Genomic DNA, 24,804 nt, shown 5'->3' with positions numbered 1-24,804 from the left:
CGGGAGGTGCTTCTTTAAACATCCCCCGGCATCGCAAAGCTACCCGTTAAAGGTAAACTCCGGTATCTACTTAAAAGAGCCATAAGGAAAAGATATCTACTGAATCTTATTTCCATAAGTTTATATTTTCTGTTCAGTCATATTTATTCTGTGCAAAGATGCATATAGAACCGCCTGCAGAGGTGCTCTTAATATTTGCATGGAAAATGCAGCCGACAGTTTTGAGGTACTCATCCTCTGCAGGTACAGTACCAGAGATTCATTCGCTGAATATCAAAAACTGATATCAGCTATTAAAGAGTGGGAGGAGAATATGGCTAAAGAATTCTATAAGTTACCGGCTTTGAAATACGGTTATGCTGACCTGGAACCATATATATCCGAGCAGCAGCTGCGGATACATCACGACAAGCACCACCAGTCCTATGTGGATAATGCAAATTCACTGTTGCAGATGATGGATAAAGCCAGAGAAGAAGGAACTGACTTTGACTATAAGGCAACTGCAAAAGCTTTTTCCTTCAACCTGGGTGGTCATGTACTGCATGATTATTTCTGGTGGGAGATGACACCCGCGGAAAAAGCCAGCAAGGAACCGGTAGGTGAACTGGGCGAAGCTATCAGGGATAATTATGGAAGCTTTGAAAGGTTCAAGAAGGAATTCAGCCAGACAGCATCGACTGTGGAAGGGTCCGGGTGGGCAGCATTGACCTATTGCAGCGATACTAAGAGGCTTGGAATCCTCCAGATCGAGAAACATAATGTGAACCTGGTGCCTGACTATCCTATAATCATGGCTCTGGACGTATGGGAACACGCCTACTATCTGGATTACAAGAACGAGAAAGGTAAGTTCATAGATGCGTTCTGGAACATAGTTGACTGGGAAGAACTGGACAAGTGGTTCAGGAAGACGCAAAACAAGTAATATAGACCTTATCAACAGGGATTTTGCAAGAGAAACGACAAAGCATTCCGATGATTGAACTGGAGAATGCTTTACTTTTTTGGGAATTGAAAAATTTAAAGCGATCCCGGAGGGATTTGAACCCTCGACCCTCGGGTTAGAAGCCCGATGCTATATCCTGGCTAAGCCACGGGACCACTTTAAATGCTCAGGGGTACGAAATAGGCGTTTATGCATAAAAGTCTTTTGTGCCGCAGAGGAGAGTATATAAATACAGTCTCAGGGAAGTAGACTGGCAAATACAAATATATAATAGATTAACATCAAGTCTACCATCAACTTAACGAGGCTTTATAATGAGTGAACTGCTGATCTACTACAACGGCGAGTATGTCCCCAAATCCAAGGCCACCACCTCTGTCTATGACCATGGTTTCCTCTACGGGGACGGCGTTTTTGAAGGCATAAGGGCTTACAACGGACGCGTCTTCAAGTTACGCGAGCATGTTGACAGGCTCTATGATTCCGCGACTGCCATAGCCCTGAAGATCCCCATGACCAAAGAGGAAATGGAGGAGGCTATCCTGGAGACCCTCAGGAGGAACAATCTCAGGGACGCTTACATCAGGCCCATCGTCTCAAGAGGCAACGGCGACCTTGGACTTGACCCGAGGAAGTGTGCAAAACCCAACATATTCATCATCAGCCAGGAATGGGGAGCAATGTACGGCGACCTTTATGAAACCGGGCTTACAGGCGTCACTGTCGCAGTCAGGAGGAACGCAGCAGATGCTCTTTCACCCAACATCAAGTCCCTGAACTATCTCAACAACATCCTAGCCAAGATCGAGGCCAACGAGAAGGGTGGCGATGAGGCGATCTTCTTTGACAGCAACGGTTACCTTTCCGAAGGCTCAGGAGACAACATATTCATCATCAAGAATGGCAAGGTCTACACCCCTCCCACAGTCAACAACCTGAGAGGCATCACAAGGGCAACTGCCATCGAGCTGCTTGAAGAGATGGGCATCAAGGTCCATGTTGAGAACCTGGGGATGTTCGACCTCTACACTGCTGACGAGATCTTCGTCACAGGTACCGCTGCGGAGGCCGCTCCTCTTGTCAAGGTCGACGGACGTGCAATAGGCACCGGAAAGCCGGGACCCGTCACGAAGAAGATGGTAGAAGCCTTCAAGCGTGTCACCCAGAGTACCGGCACCCCGATATTCAGGTAACGCCCTCAAGTTTTAGGGAGGATACAGTCCTCTCACTGCTTTTTTCTAGTATCTCTCCTGCACTCATCGATCAGGCACTAATCAATTATATACTATCAGAATAATATACAAATGGCTAAATAATATCCTGTAGTCCTGTCTACCAGGCAGGAGGGGATTTTGTTTATGGCTAAAGATAATAGTTTAAATGATTATATGAGGAATTACAATGGATATAGCAGGAGAAAAAGGCAAAGTAGTGATGGAGAACCTGAAATACCTGAACGATTCGGTAATGGCCATACTGCTGCTGATGCCTGTGACACTTTTGATAGTCTTTGAGGCCCTTGACGATAATCCTACCCTGAAATGGCTCTCCATTCCCACATGGATAGTGTACCTTCTGGGCCTCTGGTATGTCACATCACGGATATTCAAGCTCAACAAAACGCTTATAGCGTATATTGAAGAAAAGTAAGACTACAATGGAACGCAAGGAATTCAGAGAGCTCACCCCTGTGGACGAGGCAAGGAGACTGGTCAACCATATTAAAGTGGCACCAGGCACCGAATATGTATGCATTGGCAATGCCACGGGGCGCATCCTGGCAGAGGATGTGCTCTCCGGTGTTGATGTTCCCGGATTCAACCGTTCCGTTAAGGATGGTTATGCCCTGCGTGCCAGAGACACTTACAGGGCCACCGAGCCCGAGCCTGTGACATTAAGGGTGACTGCATCCATTCCGGCAGGCTGCGCAGGGAAATTCTTTGTTGGTGATGGTGAGGCCATAGAGATCTCCACCGGCGCGCCTATTCCTGAAGGCTCTGATGCGGTCATAATGGTGGAGCAGACCAAGCAGGTCGGTGATGATGTGCTTATCTACCAGCCTGTGCACATCGCCGAGAACATCATGAGGGCAGGCAGTGACATAATGAAAGGGGAGCGCGTGCTCAGGAGGAATACGCGCATAGGATCGCGGGAAGTAGGTGTGCTGGCATCCATTGGAATAATGGAAGTGCCTGTAAAGAGGCTGCTCGTAGGGATCATTTCTACAGGTGACGAGCTCGTCGAACCGGGGAAGGAACTGCTGTCCGGGAAGATATTTGACGCTAATTCATATGCTATTGCCTCAAATATAGAGGAATGCGGCGCGGTCCCCAGGATGTACGGCATCGTCCCTGATGATGAGAAACAGATGGAAGAGGCCCTTGAGAGGGCCATAAATGAGTGCGATATCGTTCTCACTTCTGGCAGCACTTCGGCCGGCATCGGTGACATCATGTACCGGATCATTGAGGAAAAAGGAGAGACACTCGCCCACGGGATATCCATCAAGCCGGGCAAGCCTGTAGTCATCGGGATGATAAACGGAGTGCCCACTATCGGCCTGCCGGGAAATCCAACCTCGGCGCTGAGCATATTCAACGAGTTCGTAGCACCCATATTATACAATTCACTGGAAGTCGCACCTTCCTTTAAGACAAAGGTGCAGGCGGTCATGGGCACAGGCATTCGCTCAGGCGGCCGTGAGGAATTGTTCCCAGTGGGAGTGGTGCGCGGCAGGGCATACCCCGCAGATAAGACCTCGGGCGCTATTACAACCCTTGCAGATGCGGACGGCATTATTGAGATCAGGGCGCATACGGAGTATATAGAGGCAGGCAGTCCCGTGGAGGTTACCATGTTCGGGAATGCAAGAAGCCCGGACATAATGTTCGTAGGAGGGCAGTGTCTTGGTGTTGACCTGCTGGAGGATGTGACAGGAAAGATTATCAGGACACTCAACATGGGTTCCAGTGCAGGATTCACTGCCATAGCCGGGGGAACCACCGACATTGCAGGGGTCAATATGCCTGATGCTGAAGGGGAATACAACTCACATGTCATCAGGAAGATGGGGCTTACTGATGTCGTGCTTGTCAAAGGGTACAAACGCGAACTGGGACTCATCTTCCGCCCGGAGACAAAGGTAGGGGGAATTGATGACCTTCCGGGCCTGCGCCTGATAAACAGGAACCGCGGTTCGGGAACAAGGGCCATACTGGATATGGAACTGGGCAGGCTGGCTGAGCAGAAGGGCATTTCAAGAGCTGAACTTACAAAGACTATTGAAGGCTACAACTCCGGATCAAAGACACATCGCTCGGTCTGTGAGAGCATAAAGGATGGAAGAGCAGATGTAGGATTCGGCCTGAGAGCTGCTGCGGAGGAGGCAGGTCTTGCGTTCTTTCCTGTGACCGAGGATGAGTTCGATCTTGTGGTACGCAGAGAGGTGCTGGATGCACCGGAGATAGAGGTGCTTCTGAGGACTTTGGTCTCAGAGGAATTCTCAGAAAGACTCCCGGCAGGGCTGCGCACCTACGGGAGAACGGGCGAAATGATATTGTCTTTCTGATGGGACGGATGGATGATGGGTAACTTATCCGGGAAAATCTTTTTTAGTTTAGCACGGTATTGTAGGTGCAAATGAGCATAAATGAAGAAATAATAGCAGTAGAGGAAGAAATAAGAAAAACGCCATACAATAAGGCTACTTCCTTCCACATAGGCAGGCTTAAGGCCAAACTTGCCAGGCTGCGGGACGAGGTTACGAAAAAAGCCTCCAGCAAGTCAGGCGGAGAAGGCTATTCTGTAAGGAAATCAGGCGACGCCACGGTTACCCTGGTAGGTTTCCCTTCAGTCGGCAAATCCACCCTGCTGAACAAGCTCACCGGTGCACATTCGGAGGTGGGCGCCTATGAGTTCACCACGCTTGATGTTATCCCAGGGGTTCTGGAGTACAAGAATGCGACCATCCAGATACTGGACGTGCCGGGACTTGTAAAGGGTGCGGCAAGCGGGCGCGGACGCGGCAAGGAAGTCATCGCGGTGGTGAGGAACTGCGACCTTGTGCTGTTCCTGCTGGACGTGTTCCAGCCCCAGCACTATCAGGTACTCACCCAGGAGCTATACGATGCAGGAATACGCCTGAACCAGAAGCATCCCGACGTGGTCATCAAGAAACAGGACCGCGGAGGTGTCACTATCAGCAGTACCATCGAGCTTGATATGCCCGACGAACTTATCAAGACTATCCTGGGCGAGTACAAGATCCACAATGCCCACGTGCTCATCAGGGAGAATATCAACATGGACCAGCTCATTGACGTGATCATGGGCAACAGGGTCTATGTGCCGGCAGTCGTTGTAGCAAATAAGGTAGACATGGCGGATGAGTACACGCTGGGCAAGTGCAGGGAGGAGTTTCCCGATGCGACCTACATCTCAGCGGACAAGGAAAAGAACCTGGCGGAGGTCAGGGATGTCATTTACGATGCCCTGGATTTCATAAGGATATACCTCAAGCCCCAGGGAGGCCCTGCCGACATGGAGGAGCCGCTCATTGTCCGCAAAGGTATCACAGTCGGCGACATATGTGACCGCCTGCACCGTGATTTCAGAAGAAAGTTCAGGTACGCCCTTGTCTGGGGCACTTCGGCCAAGCACCCCGGACAGAGAGCAGGCCTTGACCATGTCATGCACGACAAGGATCTTTTGACCCTCATCATCGCAAAATGAGCCTGCACAAAAAATAAGTACCATCATGCATTTATTGTGCTGACCAACGTAGTCCTGTAGGGTAGTGGTCAATCCTTTCGGCCTTTGGAGCCGAAGACCGTGGTTCGAATCCGCGCAGGACTACTTTGATTTTTCTTGAATATTCCCTACTACAGAACCAAAATACAATAGATATTTATTTTATGACCCCCGACTAAAATTATACAGTATCCTTGCTTATTGGAAGTATATTGGCGCCGGCAAGGACAAAAAACGATGGAAGGGAACTGGGATTGAGAGCAAACGGGATTCCGGAAGGGAATGTGAAAGGGGAAAATAGGATGCACAAACTTCATTTTTCAATCGGTATCAACACGTCGAGAGAGAAGGTATGGAACACTATGCTCGGCAGGGATACCTATCGGCTGTGGACAGATGTATTTGGACCCGGTTCCCACTATGTAGGCGACTGGAGCAAAGGAAGCAAGATGCTCTTCCTTGGACCTGAAGAAACAGGTGCTATGTCCGGCATGGTGAGCCGTATAAAAGAGAACCGGCCCTACGAGTATATTTCTATAGAGCACATAGGCATCGTTCAAGACGGAAAAGAAGACACTACAAGCGAATCAGTAAAGGGATGGGCCGGTGCACTTGAGAACTATACATTTAAGGAAGTGGGCAGCACAACAGAAGTGCTGGTAGATGTGGACACAGCAGAAGGAGAATACGAGCAGATGTTCCAGGCTACCTGGCCTGAAGCACTGCAAAAGTTAAAACAGCTTGCAGAGAATGCATGAGATCGACTCGTTCCCTGCCCACCCTGCAAGCTGCCTGAAGCAGTTCTTCAACATACTAGCTGCAAATCTAAAAGCAGCAAAGCCTAAGAACATCAAAGCAGCACATCCTTCAGTCCTGCCTCTTTTACCATTGCTATGGCTTTTTCCGTCTCCTGCCGGCTCAGGCACCTGTCAATCCCAGGATACCTGCAGGCAAGATACTCCGGCCTGTACTGGAACATAAGGTTGAAGCGGGTTTCCGGTATGTTCCGGGAAGTCCAGTCAACTACCTTTCGGGTACAGCAGTCCAGATGTCCGGGGAGCACCAGGTGGCGAATCAGTATTTCCGCATCACTGCTTGCAAATTTCAGGTTGGATGCGACGGTTTCCATGTATCTCCCGGCTTTTGAATACTTCAGTGCGCACTCGTTGTTCCCGTACTTGAGATCGGCAAGGAACACATCCACCACGCCCTCAAGCAGCTTTCCGGCCTCAGGAGAGTGGTACATATTGGAATTCCATACTACAGGCGTATTTACGGAAATTTCCCTTATGATCTTGAGCATATTGTTGAGGTGTGGAGTAGGTGTCACCAGGTTCAGGTTCCTGGCTCCCTTAAACCGCATTTGATCGATTTTGCGGGCAAGCTCGACAGGACCTATCTCTCTTCCGCGCTCAGGATGCATGGATATGTCCCAGTTCTGGCAGCAGACGCAGGAAAACACACACCCGGTAAAGAATATCGTATGTGATGGCACAAGCTCCGGCTCCTCTCCCATGTGCAGGAACTCGGCAGCGTACCTGGAAGTGTCCGTCAGCCTGCAAAACCCCTTCTCTCCTCTGTTCCTGTCCACACCACACCTGCGCCGGCACAGGTGGCAATTCCCGATAACTCTTTCCGCGATCCTTATCTTCAGGTCAAGAAGACTCTTCTCTGCTTTTGCCTGGCTGATCTCTTCATTGAAGCAGTATATCCGTCTTTTACACTTCCTGTATTTACCCATGTGTTCGTCATGGATTTTCCAGAGCTCTTCTTCACCGGAATCCTCATTAAAGACAACAGGTATCCTTTTCAAGAGCCCGGCTCTTGAAGGCAATCCATTGTTTGCGATCTTCAGGTACTGTTTCAGGAACAAAGGTTCAGGCATGGTAATTCCCTCTTAATGCCAATTGACACAAAATGATGTCATTGCATGAATTGAGATACTCAGGGATCCAGTTCTTCGCTGTCCCTGCACCTGCAAAGATCGCATACTGCCACATCAACATCTGATTGCTTGTTCTTGACAGGACAGTAGTACTCACCTTCATGAGAAACTATCATAAGCCCGCCGGGAAAGATCATCCCGACAGGATGGATAGTCCTTTTTGCAATGAACACAAGATAGGGGATGACCACAGATGCAAAGCGATGAAATGCTTTATGCTTGCTGTTCCCATCATCGGTCTGATGGCATATTCTCACTAGCAGGCTCCTGTATTCCTCATCATCGATCGGCTCGCTTTTATCGGGATATCTGCATATCCTGAGCTCCTGGAAGGCTTGGTAGAGATGAGAGAAATAATCGGAAGAATAAGCTCTTCTGTACTTTTCAGGCAGGTCCTTCACGCTGTCAAAGATTGCTGCCCTTGCAAGGCAGATGTCCTGGTCCGTGATCTGCCGCGCTTCCTTCTTCAGGGCGCTGAGGAGTTGTTCGGATTCCATCCAAAAGGGAGTATCTGGCTAATCATAGATATATGCAACCTTACAGGCAGCCTAAGAAAACATTAAATTATTTCCTGCTAAATTCCCAGTGGTAATTATGACAGAAGAGATAGAGGTAAATGAAGTAAAGGGCTTCCAGCCAAGGTCGGTCCGCTATGCAGGACAGATGGATGAAGCCTTTGGGGAAGGGCTTGCAGGTTTCTACAGTGCGGTCTGGGCAGACCGGGAAGGAGGGCTTTCAAAGAAGGATAAGCACCTCCTGGTGTTTGCAATCGCCTGCTCCAGCCTTAAGACAGAGAGCGCGGTCAAGATACTCCAGAGGCTCAAGAAATTCGGGGCAACTGCCGAGGAGATCAAGGACGCGATGATGATAGCAGCATGGACCGGCGGCATCCAGAATTTCACGGATGTCTCACCGCAGGTGCTCAAAGAAATGGAAAGGCTGGGCTTTTGAGCCAGCCACCTTTGATGCTGATCAGACGAACAGGCCCAGGATATATCTCCCGAAGAAGTAGACCTGCAATACAAGGATGAGGGGCATCCCTATCTTAAAGGACGTATGGCGGGTCTTATGGCGGAAGTGCTGCATTCCTGCAATAGAACCTATACTTCCGCCAATAATGGCCCAGAGGAAAAGGGTCTTCTCGGGTATCCTGCTATCGCGGGTTTTAGCTTTTTTCTTATCCGTGCCCATCAGATGAAAGGCGATCAGGTTCACAGCCACAAGGTAAAGAAGAACTATCGTGGAGATATTCATAACCGTTGATTTATCACATTGTTTTTAAATATTTCCTGTTAAGCATCCGATCTTGAACTGAGAAGTTTTATTAAGAAGAAACTGCACCATGATATATGGTACTAAACGCAATTCCTGTTGTAATTAAGGAATGATGGTAGGCGATATTCATGAGATCGAAGTGGTTGTTGTTTATTTTCTTAATAGCACTCGTAATAGTTTCCGGGTGTACGGAAGAACAGGCAGAATCAGATGACACAACGGAACAACCCATAGCACCGGCAGTCGAAGAGAATGCTGAAGAAGAATCAGCATCTGCCGTTGCGACCCAGGAATATGGAGTAAGGCTGGACTATACTTATTTCTCACCTGCTGAACTGGAGATAAACAGAGGAGATACAATCACCTGGAGAAACAATAACAAACAAAAGATATACACCCTTGTCAGCAATGAGGGGCTCTTTGAGAACCAGGTTATGAAGTATGGAAATGTGTATCACTATACATTTGAAAACAGAGGAACATATAACTTCAGTGAGGCGGAGACTCCTGAAATGACCATGACCGTAAACGTCAGGTGAGATCGCATATTATCTGGAGGCCACTTCCATGTGGCCCTTTTCTGATATTTGATCCCTGCATTGTGTTCCTGATCACTCTGCTTTCCTGAAGTCAAGGGATATGGAATTCATACAGAACCTCTCACCTGTGGGCGCGGGACCGTCATCGAATACGTGACCCAGATGGCTGCCGCACCTGCTGCACAGGACCTCGACCCTTTTCATGAAATGGCTGTTGTCTTCCTGCCTGATAACCCTGTCCTCAGCAATGGGCCTGGTGAAACTTGGCCAGCCTGTGCCTGATTCATACTTATCATCAGAGCTGAAGAGCTCCTGTTTGCATGCGGCGCACAGATAGGTGCCTTTTTCCTTGAGATTGTAGTACTTGCCTGTGAAGGCCGGCTCAGTGCCTTTTTGCCTCAATACAAGATACTGGTCCCTGGATAATACCTTTTTCCATTCCTCTTCAGACTTTTCAATCTTCTCTGCCATCTTATAACCCCTGAGAAAAACAATGGTTCCCTGATAGAACTCACAGGTACAGTGATAAATAAATGTCGATACCTATGTTTTCATATATAGATAAATATAAATATTAGCACAAAGCAATAAATATTGAGAAAACAATCTCTCATTTGAATAGTTTCGGACTCCAGCCAGGATAAGATGCCAGGGGGTATTAACACCGAATGGATTGCGTACTATGAAGAGAACAGGAAGCATGCACTGGACCTGATAGAAAACATGCCGCTTTCCGCACGATACAGGAGAGAGCTCGACCTGTGGATAAACAACTATCTTGATCCCTTTGCCCTTAACAGGACAGTGGCAGCAAGAAAGAAGGATTCTGCAGACCCGTTCGCCCTGATCCGCACAGAAGCTGAGAAGGACCTTGAATTCACTGTGCTCAATGCCACAGGGAAAGACAGGACCGGAGAAGATATTTTCCTTCTTGAAAGCAACCTTTTGCTGCAGTTCAATCTGCTGCTGTCACACATCAAAGCATCCTGAGGGTAAGTGAGGAAGATGTTTCCTGCATCTTTACCTATGATTTTCCCTGTCATTCAGGTATTGCCAGATTATTCCTTATCAGAGGACGTCAAAGATACCCAGTTCTGCATATCCTGAAAACAACGCATTTATGAACCTTCAGGACTATTTTACTTACATGCTCAATATCAGAAAACCCCTTATGCTCATGATACTTGACGGATGGGGTTACACACAGGAAACAATAGGAAATGCAGTGCTTGCCGCCAGGACACCGGTGCTTGACGGCCTTACGGACAAATACCCATGGTGCCTCCTGGAGGCTGCGGGGGAGCCGGTGGGCCTCCCGAGAGGACAGATGGGAAACTCAGAGGTCGGGCACCTTAACATCGGTGCAGGAAGGATAATCTACCAGGACTTTACCAGGATCAATAAGTCTATCGAGGATAAGGACTTTTTCAGGAACCCTGTGCTGCTTCAGGCCATGGATAATGTGAAAAGGAACAAGTCCTCCCTCCATGTCATGGGGCTTTTCTCATATGGGGGAGTACATAGTCACATGGAGCATCTCAGGGCCCTCACAGAGATGGCAAAAAAAGAAGGGCTTGAGAACATTTACATACATGCTTTCCTGGATGGCAGGGATGTTCCTCCGAGGGCTGCCCTTGAGGACATGAAGGGACACGAGGAGTTCTGCCGCTCAATTGGGTTCGGAAAGGTTGCCACGGTCATGGGCAGGTATTATTCAATGGATCGCGACAAACGCTGGCAGCGCACGCAACTTGCATATGACGCCCTCACCCAGGGAGAAGGACTTATCGCAAGGGATCCGGTATCCGCCATCGAGCTGGCCTATGAGAGAGGGGAGAACGATGAGTTCGTGAAGCCTACTGTGATAACTGATGAACAGGGGATACCGCTGGCAACCATCAGGGACGGGGACTCACTTGTGTTCTACAACTTCAGACCGGACAGGGCCCGCCAGCTGACATATTCATTTGTGAACAGGGATTTCGACGGTTTTGAAAGAAGGGCGTCCCCTGAAGTGTTCTTTGTATGTATGACAGAGTACGACGAGACACTTGAAGTGCCTATTGCCTTCCCGCCCGAGAATATTGAGAACACCCTGGGAGAAGTGCTGAGCAGGGAAAGTCTCAAGCAGCTCCGTATTGCCGAGACAGAGAAATACGCCCATGTAACTTTCTTCTTCAACGGAGGCGTGGAGAAACAGAACGAAGGTGAGGAGAGATGCCTTGTGCCCTCCCCCCGGATCGCGACCTACGACCTCAAGCCTGAGATGAGTGCCTATGAGGTCACCGACGAACTGATAAAGAGGATAAGGTCCGGGAAGTATGATGTCATTATCCTCAATTTCGCCAACATGGACATGGTGGGACATTCCGGTACCATGGATGTCACTGTAAAGGCGGTTGAGGCTGTTGATGAGTGCGTGGGCAGGATTACCGACACGCTGGTAAGCGTGGGAGGAGCGGCCTTTATTACAGCGGACCACGGCAATGCAGAAAAGATGATAGACTATGCCACAGGAGAGCCTCATACTGCACATACGTCCAATCCTGTTAGGTGCATCCTTGTAAACGGTGGTGAAGGCATTACACTCAAACCCGGAAAGCTCGCGGATATTGCACCTGCCATGCTGGAACTCCTTGGCATCGGCAAGCCGGAGGAGATGACAGGGACTTCCCTGCTTGTCAGGAACGGCTGAGAACAAGTATAAGTTACAATCAAAATTTAGAACCAGCTGTCAAGTGTCCTCTGGCCTGCACCGGAAGACGCTTCCAGCTTTTCCAAGGCCTTGGTGACCCTCTCGCGGGAAAAATCGTGCTCGTCGCAAAGCAGCTGCAGGACCGAGTCCGTTTTTGGTTTCTTCCACCTGAGTGCGTAATCCTTCGTAACAGGCGGGTTCATGAAGAATTCCTTTATGTCAGCCAGCCCGGGGATCTCGTTGCCGGTCCTTGCAAGGACTTCCTTTATGCCGCCATGCTCCTTAACAAGCTTGAGGGCTTTCTTGGGACCTATGTTTGCAAGACCCGGATTATAATCCGTACCCACGCAGAGGGCAATATCTATCAGCTGCTCGCGGCTTATGCCCAGCCCGTTAAGGGTTTCCTCCAGCTGCATTATTTCCGGTTTCACATCCACATAGAGATTCTTCCTGGGCACTTTCCTTTTTCCTGATACCGTAAGGTTCCTGACCACACGGGGAGCACCGAATAGCAGGGAATCATAATCCTGGGAACCGGTGTAATCCGCATCCCCCCTGCTCACCATGTAGGCAGCCTGGGCCTCACCTTCAGAGGGTGCATCCACAAAGGGTATACCCATCGCATCCAGCAGTTTCCTGGAGTCTTCGACGATTGTCGCATCCACGCGGGAAGATGCCTGAGCATATTTGTAGGCTTCCTCTGCGAGCCCGGCCTCCTGTGCCTGGGTCCATTTGATCTTTGCATTCTCACGGGCCTCCACACGCTTCTCTATGGTGGAGGATTTCATCTCAGGGGGCTTTCCGTCAAATACAAAGACAGGTTTTATGCCTGCCTCCATGAGGCTCGACATCCTGTAAAGCAGGCCTGAGAGATGGGAGGTGACATTCCCCTTTGAATCCTTTAAGGGAGTACCATCCCTCTGGCGTATAATACTGAGAAACTGATAAAGCGTGTTATAGGCATCTATGGCGATGACCTTCGACGAAAGATCCGATAGTTCTACGGGTTTCTTTTTCAGGAGGTCCCCTAGATCAACACCCATTTAATGCCCTCCCTGTCCTTTTACTCCACTGGCTGAAACTATTTATTCCAACCTGACATCGATGACGGAATCATCATTGGCATCTATTTTCCCCACTCTAAGGATGTTTCCCGCCCAATCGATAAGATTTGTTTTTGTAATCTGTACCTGATGGATATCGTTATTGAGTTTATTTTTGTGTATTATAAGCAGATTGCGTCCTGCTTCCTCGTTCTTACTCATCTTTGAGACAATGTTCTTGATCAGTTGCTCAAACTCAGAGTATATCAGAACCTCGGAGCATTTCCCAGCTTTCTTGATAATACCTACCGGCTCTAAGTTAATGCGCATATACGCACCTCTGTAATAGAATGAAAACTATCGAATCATACTACGTCATTCGACGTATATATGGTTTTCGGATTTGTAGTCGGTACTTTTGACAAACAATTGAAAGGCGGGAAAATTATCTGTAACGTGTCCTGTCAAGAGAGTCCATCATCTCATCCATTTTCACAAGTACTTCATTCACTCTTTTATCCAGGTTGCCTTCAACACTCTGTACATTGATCCTCAGGGAGCGTTCCTTTGCCTCCAGTATATGATCGATCTTTCTCAGGCGCATGTCCACTGAAAGGATCATCGCGGCAAGGGCTCCCACCATTACCATAGCGGAAAGTACTATTAAAGCGTTTGCAGGGCTGTATTTGAACCTTCCAAGCCATTCATAGGTAAGAACAAATGCAGATACTACCATTACGATAGAGAATATTATGTCACGGCTTTCCATTACGTTCCCTCTTGAGTTATATGAGTTTCCTTGCTATTTATATTATTTTCTTTTTAATAAAGATTGGCATAGAATTAAATACTGCATCTACCTCTAACATATTTGTAATAAATATAAACATTTGCAAAACATTTGCAGCTATTGTTCAACTACTGGATATTTGACAACGGGAGTTGCGATATTGAGCTTAGAAAAAAACAGCGTTAAGGAATACGCACCAATGCTTGCAATGGCAGGCATTATAATAGTAGTGCAGATGATCGCCTTGCTGCTTGCAGCACCAATGGCAGCCAATGACATGAGGGCTTTCGAGGACCCGGACTCTGCCGCTAACAGCATATACTATATCATACTCGTGCTTGCATTCACCTTCGTCCTGCTGGTGGCTATCAAAAGGAACATGAAATGGGTCATCCAGCTGACAATATTACTGGCCGTGGGTTCCACGATGTATTATGTGTTCTATGCCCTGCTATCCATTGCGGACATATCCCCGCTGACAAACAACATAATCTCCATTGCTGTCGCAGCCGGGCTCACGATCCTCCTTTACAGGTTCCCTGAATGGTATGTGATCAATACCATCGGCCTCATAATAGGTGCCGGGGCCAGTGCCATCTTCGGGATATCACTCTCCATCCTGCCTGTGGCAATACTGTTGGCACTTCTTGCAATATACGATGCGATCGCAGTTTACAAGACAAAGCACATGATAGACCTTGCAGAAGGCGTGATGGACCTGCGCCTCCCGATATTATTCGTGATTCCCAGGCATATGAAATACTCTTTCATTGAGGATTCTTTCAAGAAAGAAGAAGGAAAGAAGAGGGAAGCTTTCTTCATGGGCCTGGGTGATGCCATAATGCCGACAATACTGGTAGTGTCTGCAAACGTCTTCCTGGTGCAGAAATACGGGGCGGAGCTCCTGGCCGGGTTCATAACGATCCCTGCAATTACAGCAATGGCCGGGACCATAATAGGATTTATTGCACTGAGCGTACTGGTGATGAAAGGGAAACCACAGGCGGGACTGCCTTTTCTCAATGGAGGAGTTATCCTTGGGTACCTTGCAGGTGTCCTGATAGCCGGAACCCCCCTCTATTGACCTTTTTTACTACTCTCGGTCTTACTTTTTTCTTATTCCTCTTCAGGAAGCTGGGAAACAATACTGCAGATAGAACAATTACTTCCCCTTCCGGAACTTTCGTTTTTGGGGTTGGTGACCTGAGAGTCCAGGGAACGGGTCCCCTCAGCAAGCACCGCTGCGCTGGAAATGGTAGCTGATATCAGCATAGCACTGAACATCTCCTCCTTTGTGATTCCGAGACGTTTGGCAACCCTCAGATGGGTCTTGAGGCAATACTCGCATCTGAGTGCAGAGGCTACTGCAATGCTTATCAGCTCAACCGTTTTTGGATCAATGAAATCCATCTGCCTCATGACACTGTTCTCATATATCATTCTTGAGATGAACAGGCCAGGCATATCCTTCATGAAGTTTATGATATAGGGAATCTCACCATAGCGCTCTTCCACATCCTCAAGCATATCAGCGACAGCATCTTCCGGCTCCTGGTCCAGGATCTTTTTTATCTTTTCGATGTCCATACTCATAACCCCATAAGTCCGATATCCTGTGAATCTGCCTATAATGCAAAACCTACTTCTGATTCACGTTTGATCTTTATTAGTATATAATCCTTCATCTTAGAAGGAAGCACTCTTGCAAGTTCCATAAGACGGGTCCCTTCGTCGAATTCAAGGTTCTCCACCTTCCCATGGAACTCATCGTATGGGAGCTTTACCCGCAACCCGTCCAGCTGCAGGGTCACCGGGGCAGGCGTTAGCACCTGTTCTATCTCCGGGATCTGTTCATAGATCTCTTTCATTACCCTAGGGGGGAGCACCGCGAGAGGGTCTTTTGAAAGGTCCTCCCTCATTATCCCGACTACCTCTGCCACTTTCCTGTTCATTATGTCCAGGGAACTCAGTTCCTCCGACTTTCGCAGGCGGTGGGCTACCCTGCCTATGTTCCCAATGTAGACATCAGCATTAGGGACATCCTCAGTAAGAAGATCAGGGCCCCCTGTCACCACAATTGGGATCTCGATGCCTTCAAAGAGCTTGGGTTTCTTGTTCTTGATACAGTCCGCAAAGGTCCCGAAAGAGAACAGGGCAATATCATGCTCATTTATGAGCCGTCTTTCATAATCTGCAGAAAGTGCAACCCTTCTTCCCATTCCCCTTGCAAGGCCTATCATGTTTGTATTTGCCCCGTCCCTGCGCAGGTGCTCGGCAACGTCACAGGCCGAGTGCGGCAGGTGGTGAACTGCAAGCGTGGGAGAGACAACAGCGATCTCGGTACCCGTGAGAGGGGCTGGCGTCAGCTTCCCAAGGAGTTTTTTCCCCAGCTCTTCGACAAGATGGACATCCTTTTTGGGGATGAGCATTATCAGGGTGACTTCGGTTGCTGCCGGGATCTTCTGGATCAGGTACCCTCCCAGGTCTTCGAGAAGCTCGGTGATGAGGGTATGCTTGTGAATCCCACCCTCGTAGATATAAGGTTCAAGCACTGCAGCCATTACCGGGCCTCCCTGAGCTCAGCAAGCATCTGATGCGCTTCCTGTATCCATTCCGGTTTCAGGGTGTCTTCGCTTGCTACGAAAATAAAGCTGTTCTCCTTCATGGAGTGATAGCGTACCCTGAAACCCTCCGGGGTCGATCTGATAGCCATCTCGATAAGCCTTGACTGGAGGCTCTGCTTTGGGTCAGCTATCAGCATGCCACCCAGGTATTCTATCTCCTTCCCGGGATCCTCATCCTGGCGCACTACAAGAGTCTTCCTTTCGGGCTGCAGTACCTGGCCACGCCCGTATCTGGCCCAGAGCTTTTCCAGAAGCTCTGGAAGATACTTCTCCTCCCTCAGGGATATTTTGACCTCCTTGCGCTCCATCACCCCATAGCCAAGGTCTGCAAAATCCCCGAGCCTGACGGGAGGCTGGCTGCCTCTCAACAGGATAGCCATCTGGAACAGGGAGTCCTCCGGCCTGAGTACGACTTTTATCCGCCCTATGGCCCCGCCCAGCACAAGCTCCGAGATAACATCTGCTATAATACTCCTGTAAGCTTCCGCTTCCTGCGGGACAGCAGACTCCACGACAAAGGTCTCAAGAGCGTCCATGGTGCTACTCCTCCACGAACCCTGATGCAAGCAGGGCGCTTCCCACGGCACCTATCAGATGGGAGTTCGGAGGAACCAGCACCTCTATCTTGAGCAGCTTGCTGAGTGCCTTGGGCACTCCTTCGATAAGGGATGAGCCACCTACAAGGATAAGGGGCTCCCTGACATCGACTTCCTGCAACTGCTGCTCGAATATCTGCTCCACCACACTGTAACAGGCTGCTGCTGCGACGTCCTCCGGGGTGGAGCCTTTTGCAAGGGAATTGACCAGTGACTGAATACCGAAAACGATGCAGTAGCTGTTCATTTCCACATTCTCCTGCATTCCTTTCACTGCCAGGGCCCCGAGTTCGGTGATGTCTACACCAAGCCTCTTGGCAGTCATATCAAGGAAACGGCCCGATGCACCGGCGCAGATGCCACCCATGGTGAACATGCCCGGTATGCCGTCCTCAACTGAGATGGCCTTGTTGTCCATACCACCGATATCGATCACAGTCGCAGGGCCTTTCTGCTTGTTTGCAAGATAGACAGCACCCTTGGAGTTCACGGTGATCTCCTCCTGCACCAGTTTGGCCTTGAAGTGCTCACCTATCAGGAAACGCCCGTACCCCGTGGTTCCTATTGCCTGGATGTCCTCCTGTTTGACACCCGCCTGCTCTAGTGCCTGGTTGAAAGCCTCGGTGGCACTCTCTATGACCTTGATCGTGGGCACCCATCCGGACCCGATGATCTTGTCATCCTTCATCACGACAGCCTTGGTCGTAGTGGAACCCGAGTCTATGCCTGCAGTGAGCCCTGTCTGGTGCTCCCTGGCAAGCAGGTGCTTCCGCCTTGCTATTGTTGTCAGGGCCTCCATACGGGTCATCAGGGTTGCCGCCGTTGTGCGCTCGGTGAATGAATAGCTGATAACAGGGATATCGGAATATTTGTGGATATATCGTCTGAGTTCGTTCCTGACGATCGCAGCCTCTGCACACCTGAAGCAGGAAGTGATGAACACTCCGTCCACATCCGCCATTCCCTCGACCACGGCCCTGGCCCTTGCCATCATGAGCCTGAGGTCAGGGCTGGCTGCCTCAATACCAAAGTCCCTGCCGATATTGTCCAGGGAGGATACATCTATCTCCGGGAAGACCAGTTTGGCATTAACGGATTTTGCCACGGACTCAAGTTCCTTATGAACACCTGCATACTCAGAGCCACAGGATACAAGGGCTACCTTTACAACGGATTTCTCACTCATGCCTTATCTTCCTCTTCATCCTTGGGCAGGGACTTTAAGAACTCTGCGATCCTGTATACAAATTCCTTGGCCTCTTCCTCATTATCCCCACGCGGATAATCAACTTCCAGGACTGGTATATCACGCTGCCTTATCAGGTACTTTGTCAGTTCGTTGGTACGAGCACAGCCCATGCAGCCAAAGGCCATGGGAGACTCGTTGACAATTATGCCTGCCTGTGCCTCCTCTATCATGGGGCCTACTATTGACATCCTTCCTCTCACTCCGGCAGGCACTTCCACTGCCGCGTACTTCAGACCCATTTTGGGCTCCTCGGCTGTAATGTTCAGTGGCGGTGAATCCACGCTGACCGTTGAGATCTTCTCTTTGATCTTCTCCATCATAGCAACGGGTTGATGGCCGAACCGTTCAACCAGATCGGAAAGGATAAGGCTGTTTGTCGGGTATATGATGACTTTTACCATGATATTGCCTCATAATTGGGATTCAATTAGGTCTTCCAGTTTATCGACATCAAGCTTCTTCTTTTGCTTTGCCTCTTTGAGAGGTGCTTTCCTGTCATAGGCATCGAGCGCCTTGCCGATAGTGGGCAGCATCTGCACCTCATGCCTAAGGTAATGAAACCCGGGCCTTGGGCCGCCTCCGCGGGACGAGCGGCACCTCCTCTCGTCTCCCGGCAGGAAACCTCTCTCTTTTACGAAGATATGGTTCCGGTCAAGGTCCACCACTTCCTTCACGACCCTGTTCACCGCATCCCGGGGACCTGTGACCATTGTCCCGAAACAGGTTTCCTTGATAACTATATCGGTATTGGACTGATATATCTTCATGGCAGCATCTACAGGCAGGACACTGTCAGAGCTTATCACCACGATCTTGGTGATATTATCACTTTCCCCTTCTGCCATCATGATTCGTCCCCGCTGCTGTCTATGATATACACGACATCGTCTTCCTTAAGGTTCTTTAGCTTGCCAGTGTCGACGACCTTCCCGATTATGTTCGTGCTGCCGAATCTCTCACCGGTCGGTCCGAAGAGATCGTTGTCCTCCAGCTTGACACCTATCATACCGGCCCTCTTGGCAGCCTGGTTAGTGACACCTATCTCACCGCCTCTCACCTTCCCCTGGGGAGTGTTCTCAGGCAGGATCTCCTTGTACTTGTCAGCCTCTTTTTCCATGGCCTTGAAGATATATGTGTTGTCATAGGTCATAAGCACAGCCAGGGCGCCCACAGGCTTGTACTGCATCCCGGTGGCGTGCCTGAAGAAGTCGAGTGTCTTTGGAGCAAGGTCCTTGTACAGCTCAACCCTGATAAGATGCTCTGGATCAACTCCTCTGAGTGTCACTTTAGCCTCGCCCAATATGCCTATTGTCGTAGCGGGGGTTTGCGTGACAATGAAACCGTCATCCCCCATGTAACCTTCCCTGATAACTTCCACACCCAGGGGCTCCATTCCTGCTTCAGCTTCAGCATAGTTCATCCCAAGCAGCATTATCGGGCGAGGAGCGCTCTCTATCATGATCTTCTGGCCTTCACGTGCCATCTTGGCAAGCTCCAGTCCTTTAACTACGTGACCGACCACCGAATGCATGATAGTGGATGTCCTGTCATCGGTTGCAATGAACAGCTTACCTGCCCCGTATCCGACGGTTCTCACAAAGACAGAACCGGCAGAGCGGGATTCGAAATTCTCGTAGGTCACAAGCTCGCTCTGGAACCTGTGATCGGAAATATAAGAGGAAGAAACGGAATCAATGTGGAAGGTACCGTCACGGGTCACGGCAAAGAGATGTTCCGCACCCTCGGGAGCTTCGGGGTCGATCTCGATCTCCACATAAGTGAATATCCGGGAGCCGTTCTCCAGTCCTGTTGAAAGGTCTGTGGTGCATATGTGTTCCCCGGCTTCCTCAGACTCGATGACAGGCTCAATATCCAGTATCCTGTCATTCTTAGACAGGTCAGACAGGACATGCTTTCCGCTGATCACTTTTGCAAAAGTGCCTTCCTCCGGAGCTCCATACTCGGCTGAATGCCTTGCCTTGGTAAGGATCAGATGAGTGTTTACAGGATCGGAGCCACCCGCAAACATAAGCTCGAATCGCCTGTGGTCCACGCTGCCCCTGAAGGGAACCATGTCAGAAGAGAAAGGCCCGAAAGCAACTGCATCCCTGCTTATCCAGCGGACAGGCATGTCCCTGTACTCAGCATAATGGGAAACCCAGGTCTTTCTCGAGGGAGATGCTTCTTCATGAAGCTCTATGCGGAACTCACCCCTGGATGTTCTGACGGTATACCTGGAAACATCCTTCGTTTCCTGGCCAGCACGCTCGATAAGGATACCCACGGCTGTACCTTTCCTGTAAGGGGCGTTTGACACCCTGATAGCATCCTCGAGGACAGAACCTTCAGGCAGTTCTATCCAGTTCCCATTGACCTCTACCTTTATTTTATCGCTCGTGTCAAACACCTCTGTTATGACAAGATTACCGGCTCACCCGGCATCAGGACACGTTCAGGAGCCTGCAGCCGCTTCCATGCGCTCCTTATCCGTGAGTTTTGAAAGGACTGCTGCGGGAGCACCGACATCAACGATCTTCCCGTTCCTCATAAGAGCAACACGGTCGCAGATCTCCTCAAGGAAGTCCATGTCGTGTGAAACGATAACGAAAGTGTCACCCATCTTCTCACGTGCCTTGAGGATGGACTTTGTGACCTCCATCTTTGTTATCGGGTCCATGGTACCTGTCGGCTCGTCCATTACGATAATGACAGGCTCCTTCATGAGGATCTGGGCAAGCGCAACCCTGTGCCTCTCTCCTTCACTAATCTCATCTGACATCTTCGATAATATAGATTTTGCCTTTTCTTCAGTAAAACCGGTAGATATCAGTGTGTTAATGGCCTTTCTTACAGCAAGCTCGTAGGGCAGGTCGATACCTATTGATTCTGTAAGATTGTCGATGATGGTCCTGTGGTTGTACAGTCCATACTCCTGGTGGAGAATACCCATATATTTCACCGCACGCCCCCTGCATTCCGGGCCGGGTTTCTTCATATCGACCCATTCGTCACCGACCCTTACCTTCACTTCACCGCTGGTTGGCTGCACTATTCCCATCAGTATCTCGGAGGTCGTGGTCTTGCCTGCTCCGCTGGTCCCTGCGAGACCGAATATCTCGCCTTCCTTTACATCGAAAGAGATATCGTTGACAGCATAGACAACACCCCTGTTAACAGATATATACTTCTTGACAAGGTGATCGACCTTGATCAGGGTGTCGCCGACCTCGACATCGGGTTTTTTCTCCACGGCGCAGACGAGATTCATGAACTCCTTTGCTATCTTTTCCGGGGAACCTTCACTTACAATTGCCCCGTCCTCAAGGACAATGGCCTTGTCAGCCAGCTGCTCTATGACATCACACCAGTGGGATGTGATCACCATTGTCATATTATAGTCCCTGACAGCCTTGTCGATGACATCGTGAACCACCTGGGCAGTCCTGGGATCCAGGGTACCCGTGGGCTCATCAGCTATAAGCAGCATGGGGTCCCTGACAAGCTGGCGTGCAAGGACAACCCTCTGCTTCTCACCGCCGCTCAGGTCACGGGCCACGTGCATCATGCGGTGGGAAAGCTGTACCTTTTCAAGCAGGTCCACTGCCTTGCCCATTGCATCCTCAGTGGAAACTCCGATCTCAGTAAGGGAATTTACCACATTGGCAATGACCATGTCGTCACCATATAGTGCAAATGTACGCTGAAGCATGATAGCGATCCTTTTAGTGATGTCTCTCCTATGGGGGTCATGGATGGAGAGTTTTACAAAATCAGCTTCGAAAGCTTTTAAAACACCTTCACATGCCGGGCAGTTCATTCCGATCTTGCTGGGAGGCTCTATGTGTCCGCATTTTTCACAGCGTGCTAGGTGATAGATCACCTGTCCGCTTATGCCTTCATACTCTTCCACACCACGCAAAACATGCATCAATACAGTCTTGCCCGAACCGCTCCTTCCAAGTATTCCCAGGACCTCTCCTTCGTTGATAGTCAGGTTTATGTTCTTTAGAACTTTGACACCGTCAAATTCCAGTGAAAGGTCTTTGACTTCAATAAATACTGCCATACCGTTTCCTCCGCCTACTGGATGCATGGGTGTTATTGTCCATTATATCTTTCTATGCATACCTTTGCAAATTACTTAACGGTTTTGCATAGTCTGCACAAAACTAATACCAAAGTATCCGATATCCCATACAAACCATCTGACAACATTCTAATGAGTTTTTTACAAATAAGTTATACTTGGATTATCAAACTCACTACATAAACATAACGCATCGGCTTTGCGCCGTTAACTTTCAAAATAAAGGTAGATCGTTGACCCATATCCGCTCAGAGGCTCCTGCAGGTTTGCGACAGAACCTGCTTCACGATCCCTGTTACTTCATTGATGTTGTCAATGACTCTGTCTGCCGCATCCCTTAATGCCCGGGGTCTCTCATCTCCCTGCTGGGTGGTCATTATACCGATATCTGCTGCCCGGAGTGCAAGTATATCGTTCATCCCATCCCCCACCATGATAACCGAATCGTATCTTTCCTTCAGTTCAAGGATGATCTTTTCCTTGTCCCGGGGAGAGGCAACCCCGTACACATCCTTGCCCGGGATGCCCACTGTCGCTGCAAGTCTGTTCAGGTTATGATAGCCGTCTCCCGAAGCAATGAACACGTCCGCACCCATTTCCCTGAGCTGTTTTATTGTCAGAGGCGTATCTGAATACATTCTCCCACCTGTGCTAAGCACATAGGGCACCGTGCCCTCCTGCACATCAACAATGATACCTGCAGCAAGATAGAATACATCAGGACAGCGGCCCCTTACAATAGATATCACGCCCCTGAGATCGTCAACGCACACACTGCTCTTTTGTATTATCCCGTATGCTTCGTCCAGCTCTATGGGACCGCTAGAGCAGCTTATCTCGATAGAGACCCCGTACGCTTCGAGGAACTGATGGAATGTCATGGGCGGACACGAAAAGATGATACTTTCAAGATCACCGTTCATAACTACAAGAGCCCTGCGGGGTTTAAGGGCCACCAGAAGAGTGGTCTGGATATCATCAAGGATCATACCTGTGGCAGCCTCCCTTGCCACACGATACATCCGCAGGAGGGTACCTGCACTGTCAAATACTACAGCCACGCGTTTTTGCATGTAGGGTGCTTTGTACTGATGAGTGATTATCTTTACGCCGGGAAGGAGGGATACTGTGATGGCAGGGAATGTCATCAGGTATATTATATAGGACCTTGATACTTTGTAGAGAGACAGATGCAAAACAACAGAAGAACAGCAATGCTTGCGGTCCTGGCACTGCTTTTCCTTGCAGTGCTCCTTTCCCCGTCAGAGAATATATATCCTGAACTTAATCCTGATCCATGGGGTAACGAGACTATCACCGTTCACATAGACGACAGGAACGTACCAGCCCATTACAGCCCCAGCTACAGGGTGCAGGTGGAGAAGGCCCTTGACTACTGGAGCGAGGGAGGGAACGGTAAACTAGGATACACTCCTGAGTTCAGGATAGTGGACGTGAACGATGCGGATATCCTTATCATGTGGGTGGAAAACCTCGAAGCGGAGGCGGGAGTTGAGAGCGGCGTCGCAGGCTTTGCCAGGCCATATGAAGTGAACGGCAGGTACGAGCATGTGGATATCGTGCTGGAAACAGGCAACTACGCGGGATATTCATGGAGACAGTATGGGGATTCCAACATGCAGGAGATAGCAAAGCATGAGATCGGACATGCATTGGGACTGGGCCACAGCAACAACAGGAAGGATATCATGTATCCGACCTACGACCGTATGGACGACATCGACCCGCTGCTCGTACAGAGGACACTGCCCCTGATAATCCTGGGAGCCCTGCTTGGGGCCGGGATCGTGTTCTACCACGGTGGAGGATGGCTGCACTCCAGGAAGAAAAGGGAGAGACTTGAGAAGGAGATATTCGGCGAAAAGGAAAAATGAAACGGAACGCAGTTTTCCAGGACATACTCCGCTATTTCAGCGGGGAAGATGTGGATTTCTCAGGCTACGAACCCGATCTGAGCGACCTTACGGAGTTCCAGCAGGAAGTGCTCACCGAAGTAAGGAAGATCCCCTACGGGCAGACCGTAACCTACGCCGAGCTTGCCTGCCGCATAGGAAAGGAGGGAGCTGCGCGGGCAGTGGGAAGTGCGCTTGCGAAGAACCCGTACCCGATAATCATACCCTGTCACAGGGTAGTTTCATCATCTGGTATTGGCGGCTTTTGCGGGGAGACCTGCGGAGAGAAAACGGAACTTAAGAAGAAAATGCTTGATATGGAATCAAGGGTATCTTCAGGCAGGGAATGA

General features: G+C 49.6%; 29 protein-coding genes and 2 tRNA genes. 14 read left to right on the top strand and 17 right to left on the bottom strand.

From position 1 onward, the window contains the following. Window positions 1-313: 313 nt before the first annotated feature. The gene (locus PV02_RS00530) at window positions 314-928 is read left to right on the top strand and encodes a superoxide dismutase (RefSeq protein WP_256621442.1); all 615 of its coding nucleotides are present in this window, start codon (window positions 314-316) and stop codon (window positions 926-928) included. Between the two features lie 101 nt (window positions 929-1,029). Here PV02_RS00530 and PV02_RS00525 read toward each other — a convergent pair. Further along, window positions 1,030-1,104, bottom strand: a tRNA-Arg gene (locus PV02_RS00525). A 159-nt stretch (window positions 1,105-1,263) separates the two neighbouring features. Here PV02_RS00525 and ilvE point away from each other — a divergent pair. The 6 genes from ilvE to PV02_RS00495 all read left to right on the top strand — a co-directional run bounded on the left by ilvE (window position 1,264) and on the right by PV02_RS00495 (window position 6,456). Beyond that, window positions 1,264-2,142 carry a branched-chain-amino-acid transaminase gene (gene ilvE / locus PV02_RS00520; protein ID WP_256621359.1) on the top strand — a complete coding sequence of 293 codons (879 nt, stop codon included), beginning with the start codon at window positions 1,264-1,266 and terminating at the stop codon, window positions 2,140-2,142. A 208-nt stretch (window positions 2,143-2,350) separates the two neighbouring features. Continuing rightward, the gene (locus PV02_RS00515; RefSeq protein ID WP_256621358.1) at window positions 2,351-2,599 is read left to right on the top strand and encodes a sodium:proton antiporter; all 249 of its coding nucleotides are present in this window, start codon (window positions 2,351-2,353) and stop codon (window positions 2,597-2,599) included. 7 nt (window positions 2,600-2,606) lie between these two features. Beyond that, the gene (locus PV02_RS00510) at window positions 2,607-4,517 is read left to right on the top strand and encodes a molybdopterin biosynthesis protein (protein WP_256621357.1); all 1,911 of its coding nucleotides are present in this window, start codon (window positions 2,607-2,609) and stop codon (window positions 4,515-4,517) included. Between the two features lie 71 nt (window positions 4,518-4,588). Further along, window positions 4,589-5,680 (top strand): OBG GTPase family GTP-binding protein, encoded by a 1,092-nt coding sequence (locus tag PV02_RS00505; RefSeq protein ID WP_256621355.1) that lies wholly within the window; start codon window positions 4,589-4,591, stop codon window positions 5,678-5,680. A 50-nt stretch (window positions 5,681-5,730) separates the two neighbouring features. Continuing rightward, window positions 5,731-5,803, top strand: a tRNA-Gln gene (locus PV02_RS00500). 197 nt (window positions 5,804-6,000) lie between these two features. Further along, the gene (locus PV02_RS00495; RefSeq protein ID WP_256621354.1) at window positions 6,001-6,456 is read left to right on the top strand and encodes an SRPBCC family protein; all 456 of its coding nucleotides are present in this window, start codon (window positions 6,001-6,003) and stop codon (window positions 6,454-6,456) included. A gap of 92 nt (window positions 6,457-6,548) precedes the next feature. Here the strand turns inward: PV02_RS00495 and PV02_RS00490 are convergent, their stop codons facing one another. Beyond that, window positions 6,549-7,583 (bottom strand): radical SAM protein, encoded by a 1,035-nt coding sequence (locus PV02_RS00490; protein WP_256621352.1) that lies wholly within the window; start codon window positions 7,581-7,583, stop codon window positions 6,549-6,551. A 59-nt stretch (window positions 7,584-7,642) separates the two neighbouring features. After that, complete coding sequence (locus PV02_RS00485) at window positions 7,643-8,140, bottom strand: DUF2115 domain-containing protein (protein ID WP_256621351.1); 498 nt, start codon at window positions 8,138-8,140, stop codon at window positions 7,643-7,645. Window positions 8,141-8,237: 97 nt separating this feature from the next. Between PV02_RS00485 and PV02_RS00480 the strand changes: the two genes are divergently transcribed. Beyond that, window positions 8,238-8,594, top strand: coding sequence for a carboxymuconolactone decarboxylase family protein (locus PV02_RS00480; RefSeq protein ID WP_256621349.1), 357 nt, complete (start codon window positions 8,238-8,240; stop codon window positions 8,592-8,594). 21 nt (window positions 8,595-8,615) lie between these two features. Here the strand turns inward: PV02_RS00480 and PV02_RS00475 are convergent, their stop codons facing one another. Continuing rightward, window positions 8,616-8,897: a DUF1294 domain-containing protein gene (locus PV02_RS00475; protein ID WP_256621348.1), complete on the bottom strand. Its 282-nt coding sequence runs from the start codon at window positions 8,895-8,897 to the stop codon at window positions 8,616-8,618. A 167-nt stretch (window positions 8,898-9,064) separates the two neighbouring features. Here PV02_RS00475 and PV02_RS00470 point away from each other — a divergent pair, with 167 nt between their 5' ends. Further along, window positions 9,065-9,457 (top strand): cupredoxin domain-containing protein, encoded by a 393-nt coding sequence (locus PV02_RS00470; protein ID WP_256621347.1) that lies wholly within the window; start codon window positions 9,065-9,067, stop codon window positions 9,455-9,457. A 72-nt stretch (window positions 9,458-9,529) separates the two neighbouring features. On the opposite strand, the gene msrB is transcribed toward PV02_RS00470, so the two are convergent. Further along, on the bottom strand, window positions 9,530-9,928 hold the full coding sequence (gene msrB, locus PV02_RS00465; protein ID WP_256621345.1) for a peptide-methionine (R)-S-oxide reductase MsrB: 399 nt from the start codon (window positions 9,926-9,928) through the stop codon (window positions 9,530-9,532). Window positions 9,929-10,102: 174 nt separating this feature from the next. Between msrB and PV02_RS00460 the strand changes: the two genes are divergently transcribed. Both PV02_RS00460 and gpmI read left to right on the top strand, forming a co-directional pair. After that, the gene (locus PV02_RS00460; RefSeq protein ID WP_256621343.1) at window positions 10,103-10,447 is read left to right on the top strand and encodes a hypothetical protein; all 345 of its coding nucleotides are present in this window, start codon (window positions 10,103-10,105) and stop codon (window positions 10,445-10,447) included. A 157-nt stretch (window positions 10,448-10,604) separates the two neighbouring features. Then, on the top strand, window positions 10,605-12,152 hold the full coding sequence (gene gpmI / locus PV02_RS00455) for a 2,3-bisphosphoglycerate-independent phosphoglycerate mutase (protein WP_256621341.1): 1,548 nt from the start codon (window positions 10,605-10,607) through the stop codon (window positions 12,150-12,152). A 26-nt stretch (window positions 12,153-12,178) separates the two neighbouring features. On the opposite strand, the gene fen is transcribed toward gpmI, so the two are convergent. The 3 genes from fen to PV02_RS00440 all read right to left on the bottom strand — a co-directional run bounded on the left by fen (window position 12,179) and on the right by PV02_RS00440 (window position 13,964). Next, the gene (gene fen, locus PV02_RS00450; protein ID WP_256621340.1) at window positions 12,179-13,195 is read right to left on the bottom strand and encodes a flap endonuclease-1; all 1,017 of its coding nucleotides are present in this window, start codon (window positions 13,193-13,195) and stop codon (window positions 12,179-12,181) included. 42 nt (window positions 13,196-13,237) lie between these two features. Next, entirely contained in the window at window positions 13,238-13,525 is a 288-nt protein-coding gene (locus tag PV02_RS00445; protein ID WP_256621339.1) for a hypothetical protein, read from the bottom strand. 115 nt (window positions 13,526-13,640) lie between these two features. Further along, window positions 13,641-13,964, bottom strand: coding sequence for a hypothetical protein (locus PV02_RS00440; RefSeq protein ID WP_256621338.1), 324 nt, complete (start codon window positions 13,962-13,964; stop codon window positions 13,641-13,643). A 181-nt stretch (window positions 13,965-14,145) separates the two neighbouring features. Between PV02_RS00440 and PV02_RS00435 the strand changes: the two genes are divergently transcribed. Next, window positions 14,146-15,069: a presenilin family intramembrane aspartyl protease PSH gene (locus PV02_RS00435; protein WP_256621336.1), complete on the top strand. Its 924-nt coding sequence runs from the start codon at window positions 14,146-14,148 to the stop codon at window positions 15,067-15,069. A gap of 32 nt (window positions 15,070-15,101) precedes the next feature. On the opposite strand, the gene PV02_RS00430 is transcribed toward PV02_RS00435, so the two are convergent. From PV02_RS00430 to PV02_RS00390, 9 genes are all read right to left on the bottom strand, one after another. Beyond that, complete coding sequence (locus tag PV02_RS00430) at window positions 15,102-15,572, bottom strand: carboxymuconolactone decarboxylase family protein (protein ID WP_256621335.1); 471 nt, start codon at window positions 15,570-15,572, stop codon at window positions 15,102-15,104. A gap of 38 nt (window positions 15,573-15,610) precedes the next feature. After that, entirely contained in the window at window positions 15,611-16,546 is a 936-nt protein-coding gene (locus PV02_RS00425; protein WP_256621334.1) for a methanogenesis marker 7 protein, read from the bottom strand. Continuing rightward, entirely contained in the window at window positions 16,546-17,145 is a 600-nt protein-coding gene (locus tag PV02_RS00420) for a methanogenesis marker 17 protein (protein WP_256621332.1), read from the bottom strand. The genes PV02_RS00425 and PV02_RS00420 overlap by 1 nt, the downstream gene beginning before the upstream one ends. 4 nt (window positions 17,146-17,149) lie before the next feature. Then, window positions 17,150-18,391, bottom strand: coding sequence for a methanogenesis marker 15 protein (locus PV02_RS00415; protein ID WP_256621331.1), 1,242 nt, complete (start codon window positions 18,389-18,391; stop codon window positions 17,150-17,152). Beyond that, window positions 18,388-18,855 (bottom strand): methanogenesis marker 5 protein, encoded by a 468-nt coding sequence (locus PV02_RS00410; protein WP_256621330.1) that lies wholly within the window; start codon window positions 18,853-18,855, stop codon window positions 18,388-18,390. Before PV02_RS00410 ends, PV02_RS00415 begins: the two co-directional genes overlap by 4 nt. Before the next feature lie 9 nt (window positions 18,856-18,864). Continuing rightward, complete coding sequence (locus tag PV02_RS00405; RefSeq protein ID WP_256621441.1) at window positions 18,865-19,299, bottom strand: methanogenesis marker 6 protein; 435 nt, start codon at window positions 19,297-19,299, stop codon at window positions 18,865-18,867. Then, window positions 19,299-20,861, bottom strand: coding sequence for a methyl-coenzyme M reductase-associated protein Mmp3 (gene mmp3 / locus PV02_RS00400; RefSeq protein WP_256621329.1), 1,563 nt, complete (start codon window positions 20,859-20,861; stop codon window positions 19,299-19,301). The genes PV02_RS00405 and mmp3 overlap by 1 nt, the downstream gene beginning before the upstream one ends. A 45-nt stretch (window positions 20,862-20,906) precedes the next feature. Next, window positions 20,907-22,520, bottom strand: a complete 1,614-nt coding sequence (gene atwA, locus PV02_RS00395) for a methyl coenzyme M reductase system, component A2 (RefSeq protein WP_256621328.1) — start codon at window positions 22,518-22,520, stop codon at window positions 20,907-20,909. A 269-nt stretch (window positions 22,521-22,789) separates the two neighbouring features. Then, window positions 22,790-23,689: an HAD family hydrolase gene (locus PV02_RS00390; protein WP_256621327.1), complete on the bottom strand. Its 900-nt coding sequence runs from the start codon at window positions 23,687-23,689 to the stop codon at window positions 22,790-22,792. Window positions 23,690-23,731: 42 nt separating this feature from the next. Here PV02_RS00390 and PV02_RS00385 point away from each other — a divergent pair, with 42 nt between their 5' ends. After that, window positions 23,732-24,436: a matrixin family metalloprotease gene (locus tag PV02_RS00385; protein WP_256621325.1), complete on the top strand. Its 705-nt coding sequence runs from the start codon at window positions 23,732-23,734 to the stop codon at window positions 24,434-24,436. Continuing rightward, window positions 24,433-24,804, top strand: coding sequence for a methylated-DNA--[protein]-cysteine S-methyltransferase (locus PV02_RS00380; RefSeq protein WP_256621323.1), 372 nt, complete (start codon window positions 24,433-24,435; stop codon window positions 24,802-24,804). Before PV02_RS00385 ends, PV02_RS00380 begins: the two co-directional genes overlap by 4 nt.

It is taken from the genome of Methanolobus chelungpuianus (assembly GCF_024500045.1).
GTDB classification, from domain to species: domain Archaea; phylum Halobacteriota; class Methanosarcinia; order Methanosarcinales; family Methanosarcinaceae; genus Methanolobus; species Methanolobus chelungpuianus.
Note: the sequence above shows the minus strand (reverse complement) of the source record. Positions and strands in the feature narration are given on the sequence as shown.

What these genes read in the sequence shown, in the direction of transcription:
- PV02_RS00380 (WP_256621323.1), top strand. Translation starts at nt 24,433, where the DNA reads ATGAAACGGAACGCAGTTTTCCAGGACATACTCCGCTATTTCAGCGGG.
- ilvE (WP_256621359.1), top strand. Translation starts at nt 1,264, where the DNA reads ATGAGTGAACTGCTGATCTACTACAACGGCGAGTATGTCCCCAAATCC.
- PV02_RS00510 (WP_256621357.1), top strand. Translation starts at nt 2,607, where the DNA reads ATGGAACGCAAGGAATTCAGAGAGCTCACCCCTGTGGACGAGGCAAGG.
- PV02_RS00420 (WP_256621332.1), bottom strand. Translation starts at nt 17,145, where the DNA reads ATGGACGCTCTTGAGACCTTTGTCGTGGAGTCTGCTGTCCCGCAGGAA.
- PV02_RS00505 (WP_256621355.1), top strand. Translation starts at nt 4,589, where the DNA reads ATGAGCATAAATGAAGAAATAATAGCAGTAGAGGAAGAAATAAGAAAA.
- PV02_RS00390 (WP_256621327.1), bottom strand. Translation starts at nt 23,689, where the DNA reads ATGACATTCCCTGCCATCACAGTATCCCTCCTTCCCGGCGTAAAGATA.
- PV02_RS00515 (WP_256621358.1), top strand. Translation starts at nt 2,351, where the DNA reads ATGGATATAGCAGGAGAAAAAGGCAAAGTAGTGATGGAGAACCTGAAA.
- PV02_RS00460 (WP_256621343.1), top strand. Translation starts at nt 10,103, where the DNA reads ATGCCAGGGGGTATTAACACCGAATGGATTGCGTACTATGAAGAGAAC.
- PV02_RS00430 (WP_256621335.1), bottom strand. Translation starts at nt 15,572, where the DNA reads ATGGACATCGAAAAGATAAAAAAGATCCTGGACCAGGAGCCGGAAGAT.
- PV02_RS00490 (WP_256621352.1), bottom strand. Translation starts at nt 7,583, where the DNA reads ATGCCTGAACCTTTGTTCCTGAAACAGTACCTGAAGATCGCAAACAAT.
- PV02_RS00405 (WP_256621441.1), bottom strand. Translation starts at nt 19,299, where the DNA reads ATGGCAGAAGGGGAAAGTGATAATATCACCAAGATCGTGGTGATAAGC.
- gpmI (WP_256621341.1), top strand. Translation starts at nt 10,605, where the DNA reads ATGCTCAATATCAGAAAACCCCTTATGCTCATGATACTTGACGGATGG.
- PV02_RS00415 (WP_256621331.1), bottom strand. Translation starts at nt 18,391, where the DNA reads ATGAGTGAGAAATCCGTTGTAAAGGTAGCCCTTGTATCCTGTGGCTCT.
- msrB (WP_256621345.1), bottom strand. Translation starts at nt 9,928, where the DNA reads ATGGCAGAGAAGATTGAAAAGTCTGAAGAGGAATGGAAAAAGGTATTA.
- PV02_RS00480 (WP_256621349.1), top strand. Translation starts at nt 8,238, where the DNA reads ATGACAGAAGAGATAGAGGTAAATGAAGTAAAGGGCTTCCAGCCAAGG.
- PV02_RS00495 (WP_256621354.1), top strand. Translation starts at nt 6,001, where the DNA reads ATGCACAAACTTCATTTTTCAATCGGTATCAACACGTCGAGAGAGAAG.
- PV02_RS00530 (WP_256621442.1), top strand. Translation starts at nt 314, where the DNA reads ATGGCTAAAGAATTCTATAAGTTACCGGCTTTGAAATACGGTTATGCT.
- PV02_RS00485 (WP_256621351.1), bottom strand. Translation starts at nt 8,140, where the DNA reads ATGGAATCCGAACAACTCCTCAGCGCCCTGAAGAAGGAAGCGCGGCAG.
- PV02_RS00410 (WP_256621330.1), bottom strand. Translation starts at nt 18,855, where the DNA reads ATGGTAAAAGTCATCATATACCCGACAAACAGCCTTATCCTTTCCGAT.
- PV02_RS00440 (WP_256621338.1), bottom strand. Translation starts at nt 13,964, where the DNA reads ATGGAAAGCCGTGACATAATATTCTCTATCGTAATGGTAGTATCTGCA.
- fen (WP_256621340.1), bottom strand. Translation starts at nt 13,195, where the DNA reads ATGGGTGTTGATCTAGGGGACCTCCTGAAAAAGAAACCCGTAGAACTA.
- PV02_RS00425 (WP_256621334.1), bottom strand. Translation starts at nt 16,546, where the DNA reads ATGGCTGCAGTGCTTGAACCTTATATCTACGAGGGTGGGATTCACAAG.
- PV02_RS00445 (WP_256621339.1), bottom strand. Translation starts at nt 13,525, where the DNA reads ATGCGCATTAACTTAGAGCCGGTAGGTATTATCAAGAAAGCTGGGAAA.
- PV02_RS00475 (WP_256621348.1), bottom strand. Translation starts at nt 8,897, where the DNA reads ATGAATATCTCCACGATAGTTCTTCTTTACCTTGTGGCTGTGAACCTG.
- atwA (WP_256621328.1), bottom strand. Translation starts at nt 22,520, where the DNA reads ATGGCAGTATTTATTGAAGTCAAAGACCTTTCACTGGAATTTGACGGT.
- PV02_RS00385 (WP_256621325.1), top strand. Translation starts at nt 23,732, where the DNA reads ATGCAAAACAACAGAAGAACAGCAATGCTTGCGGTCCTGGCACTGCTT.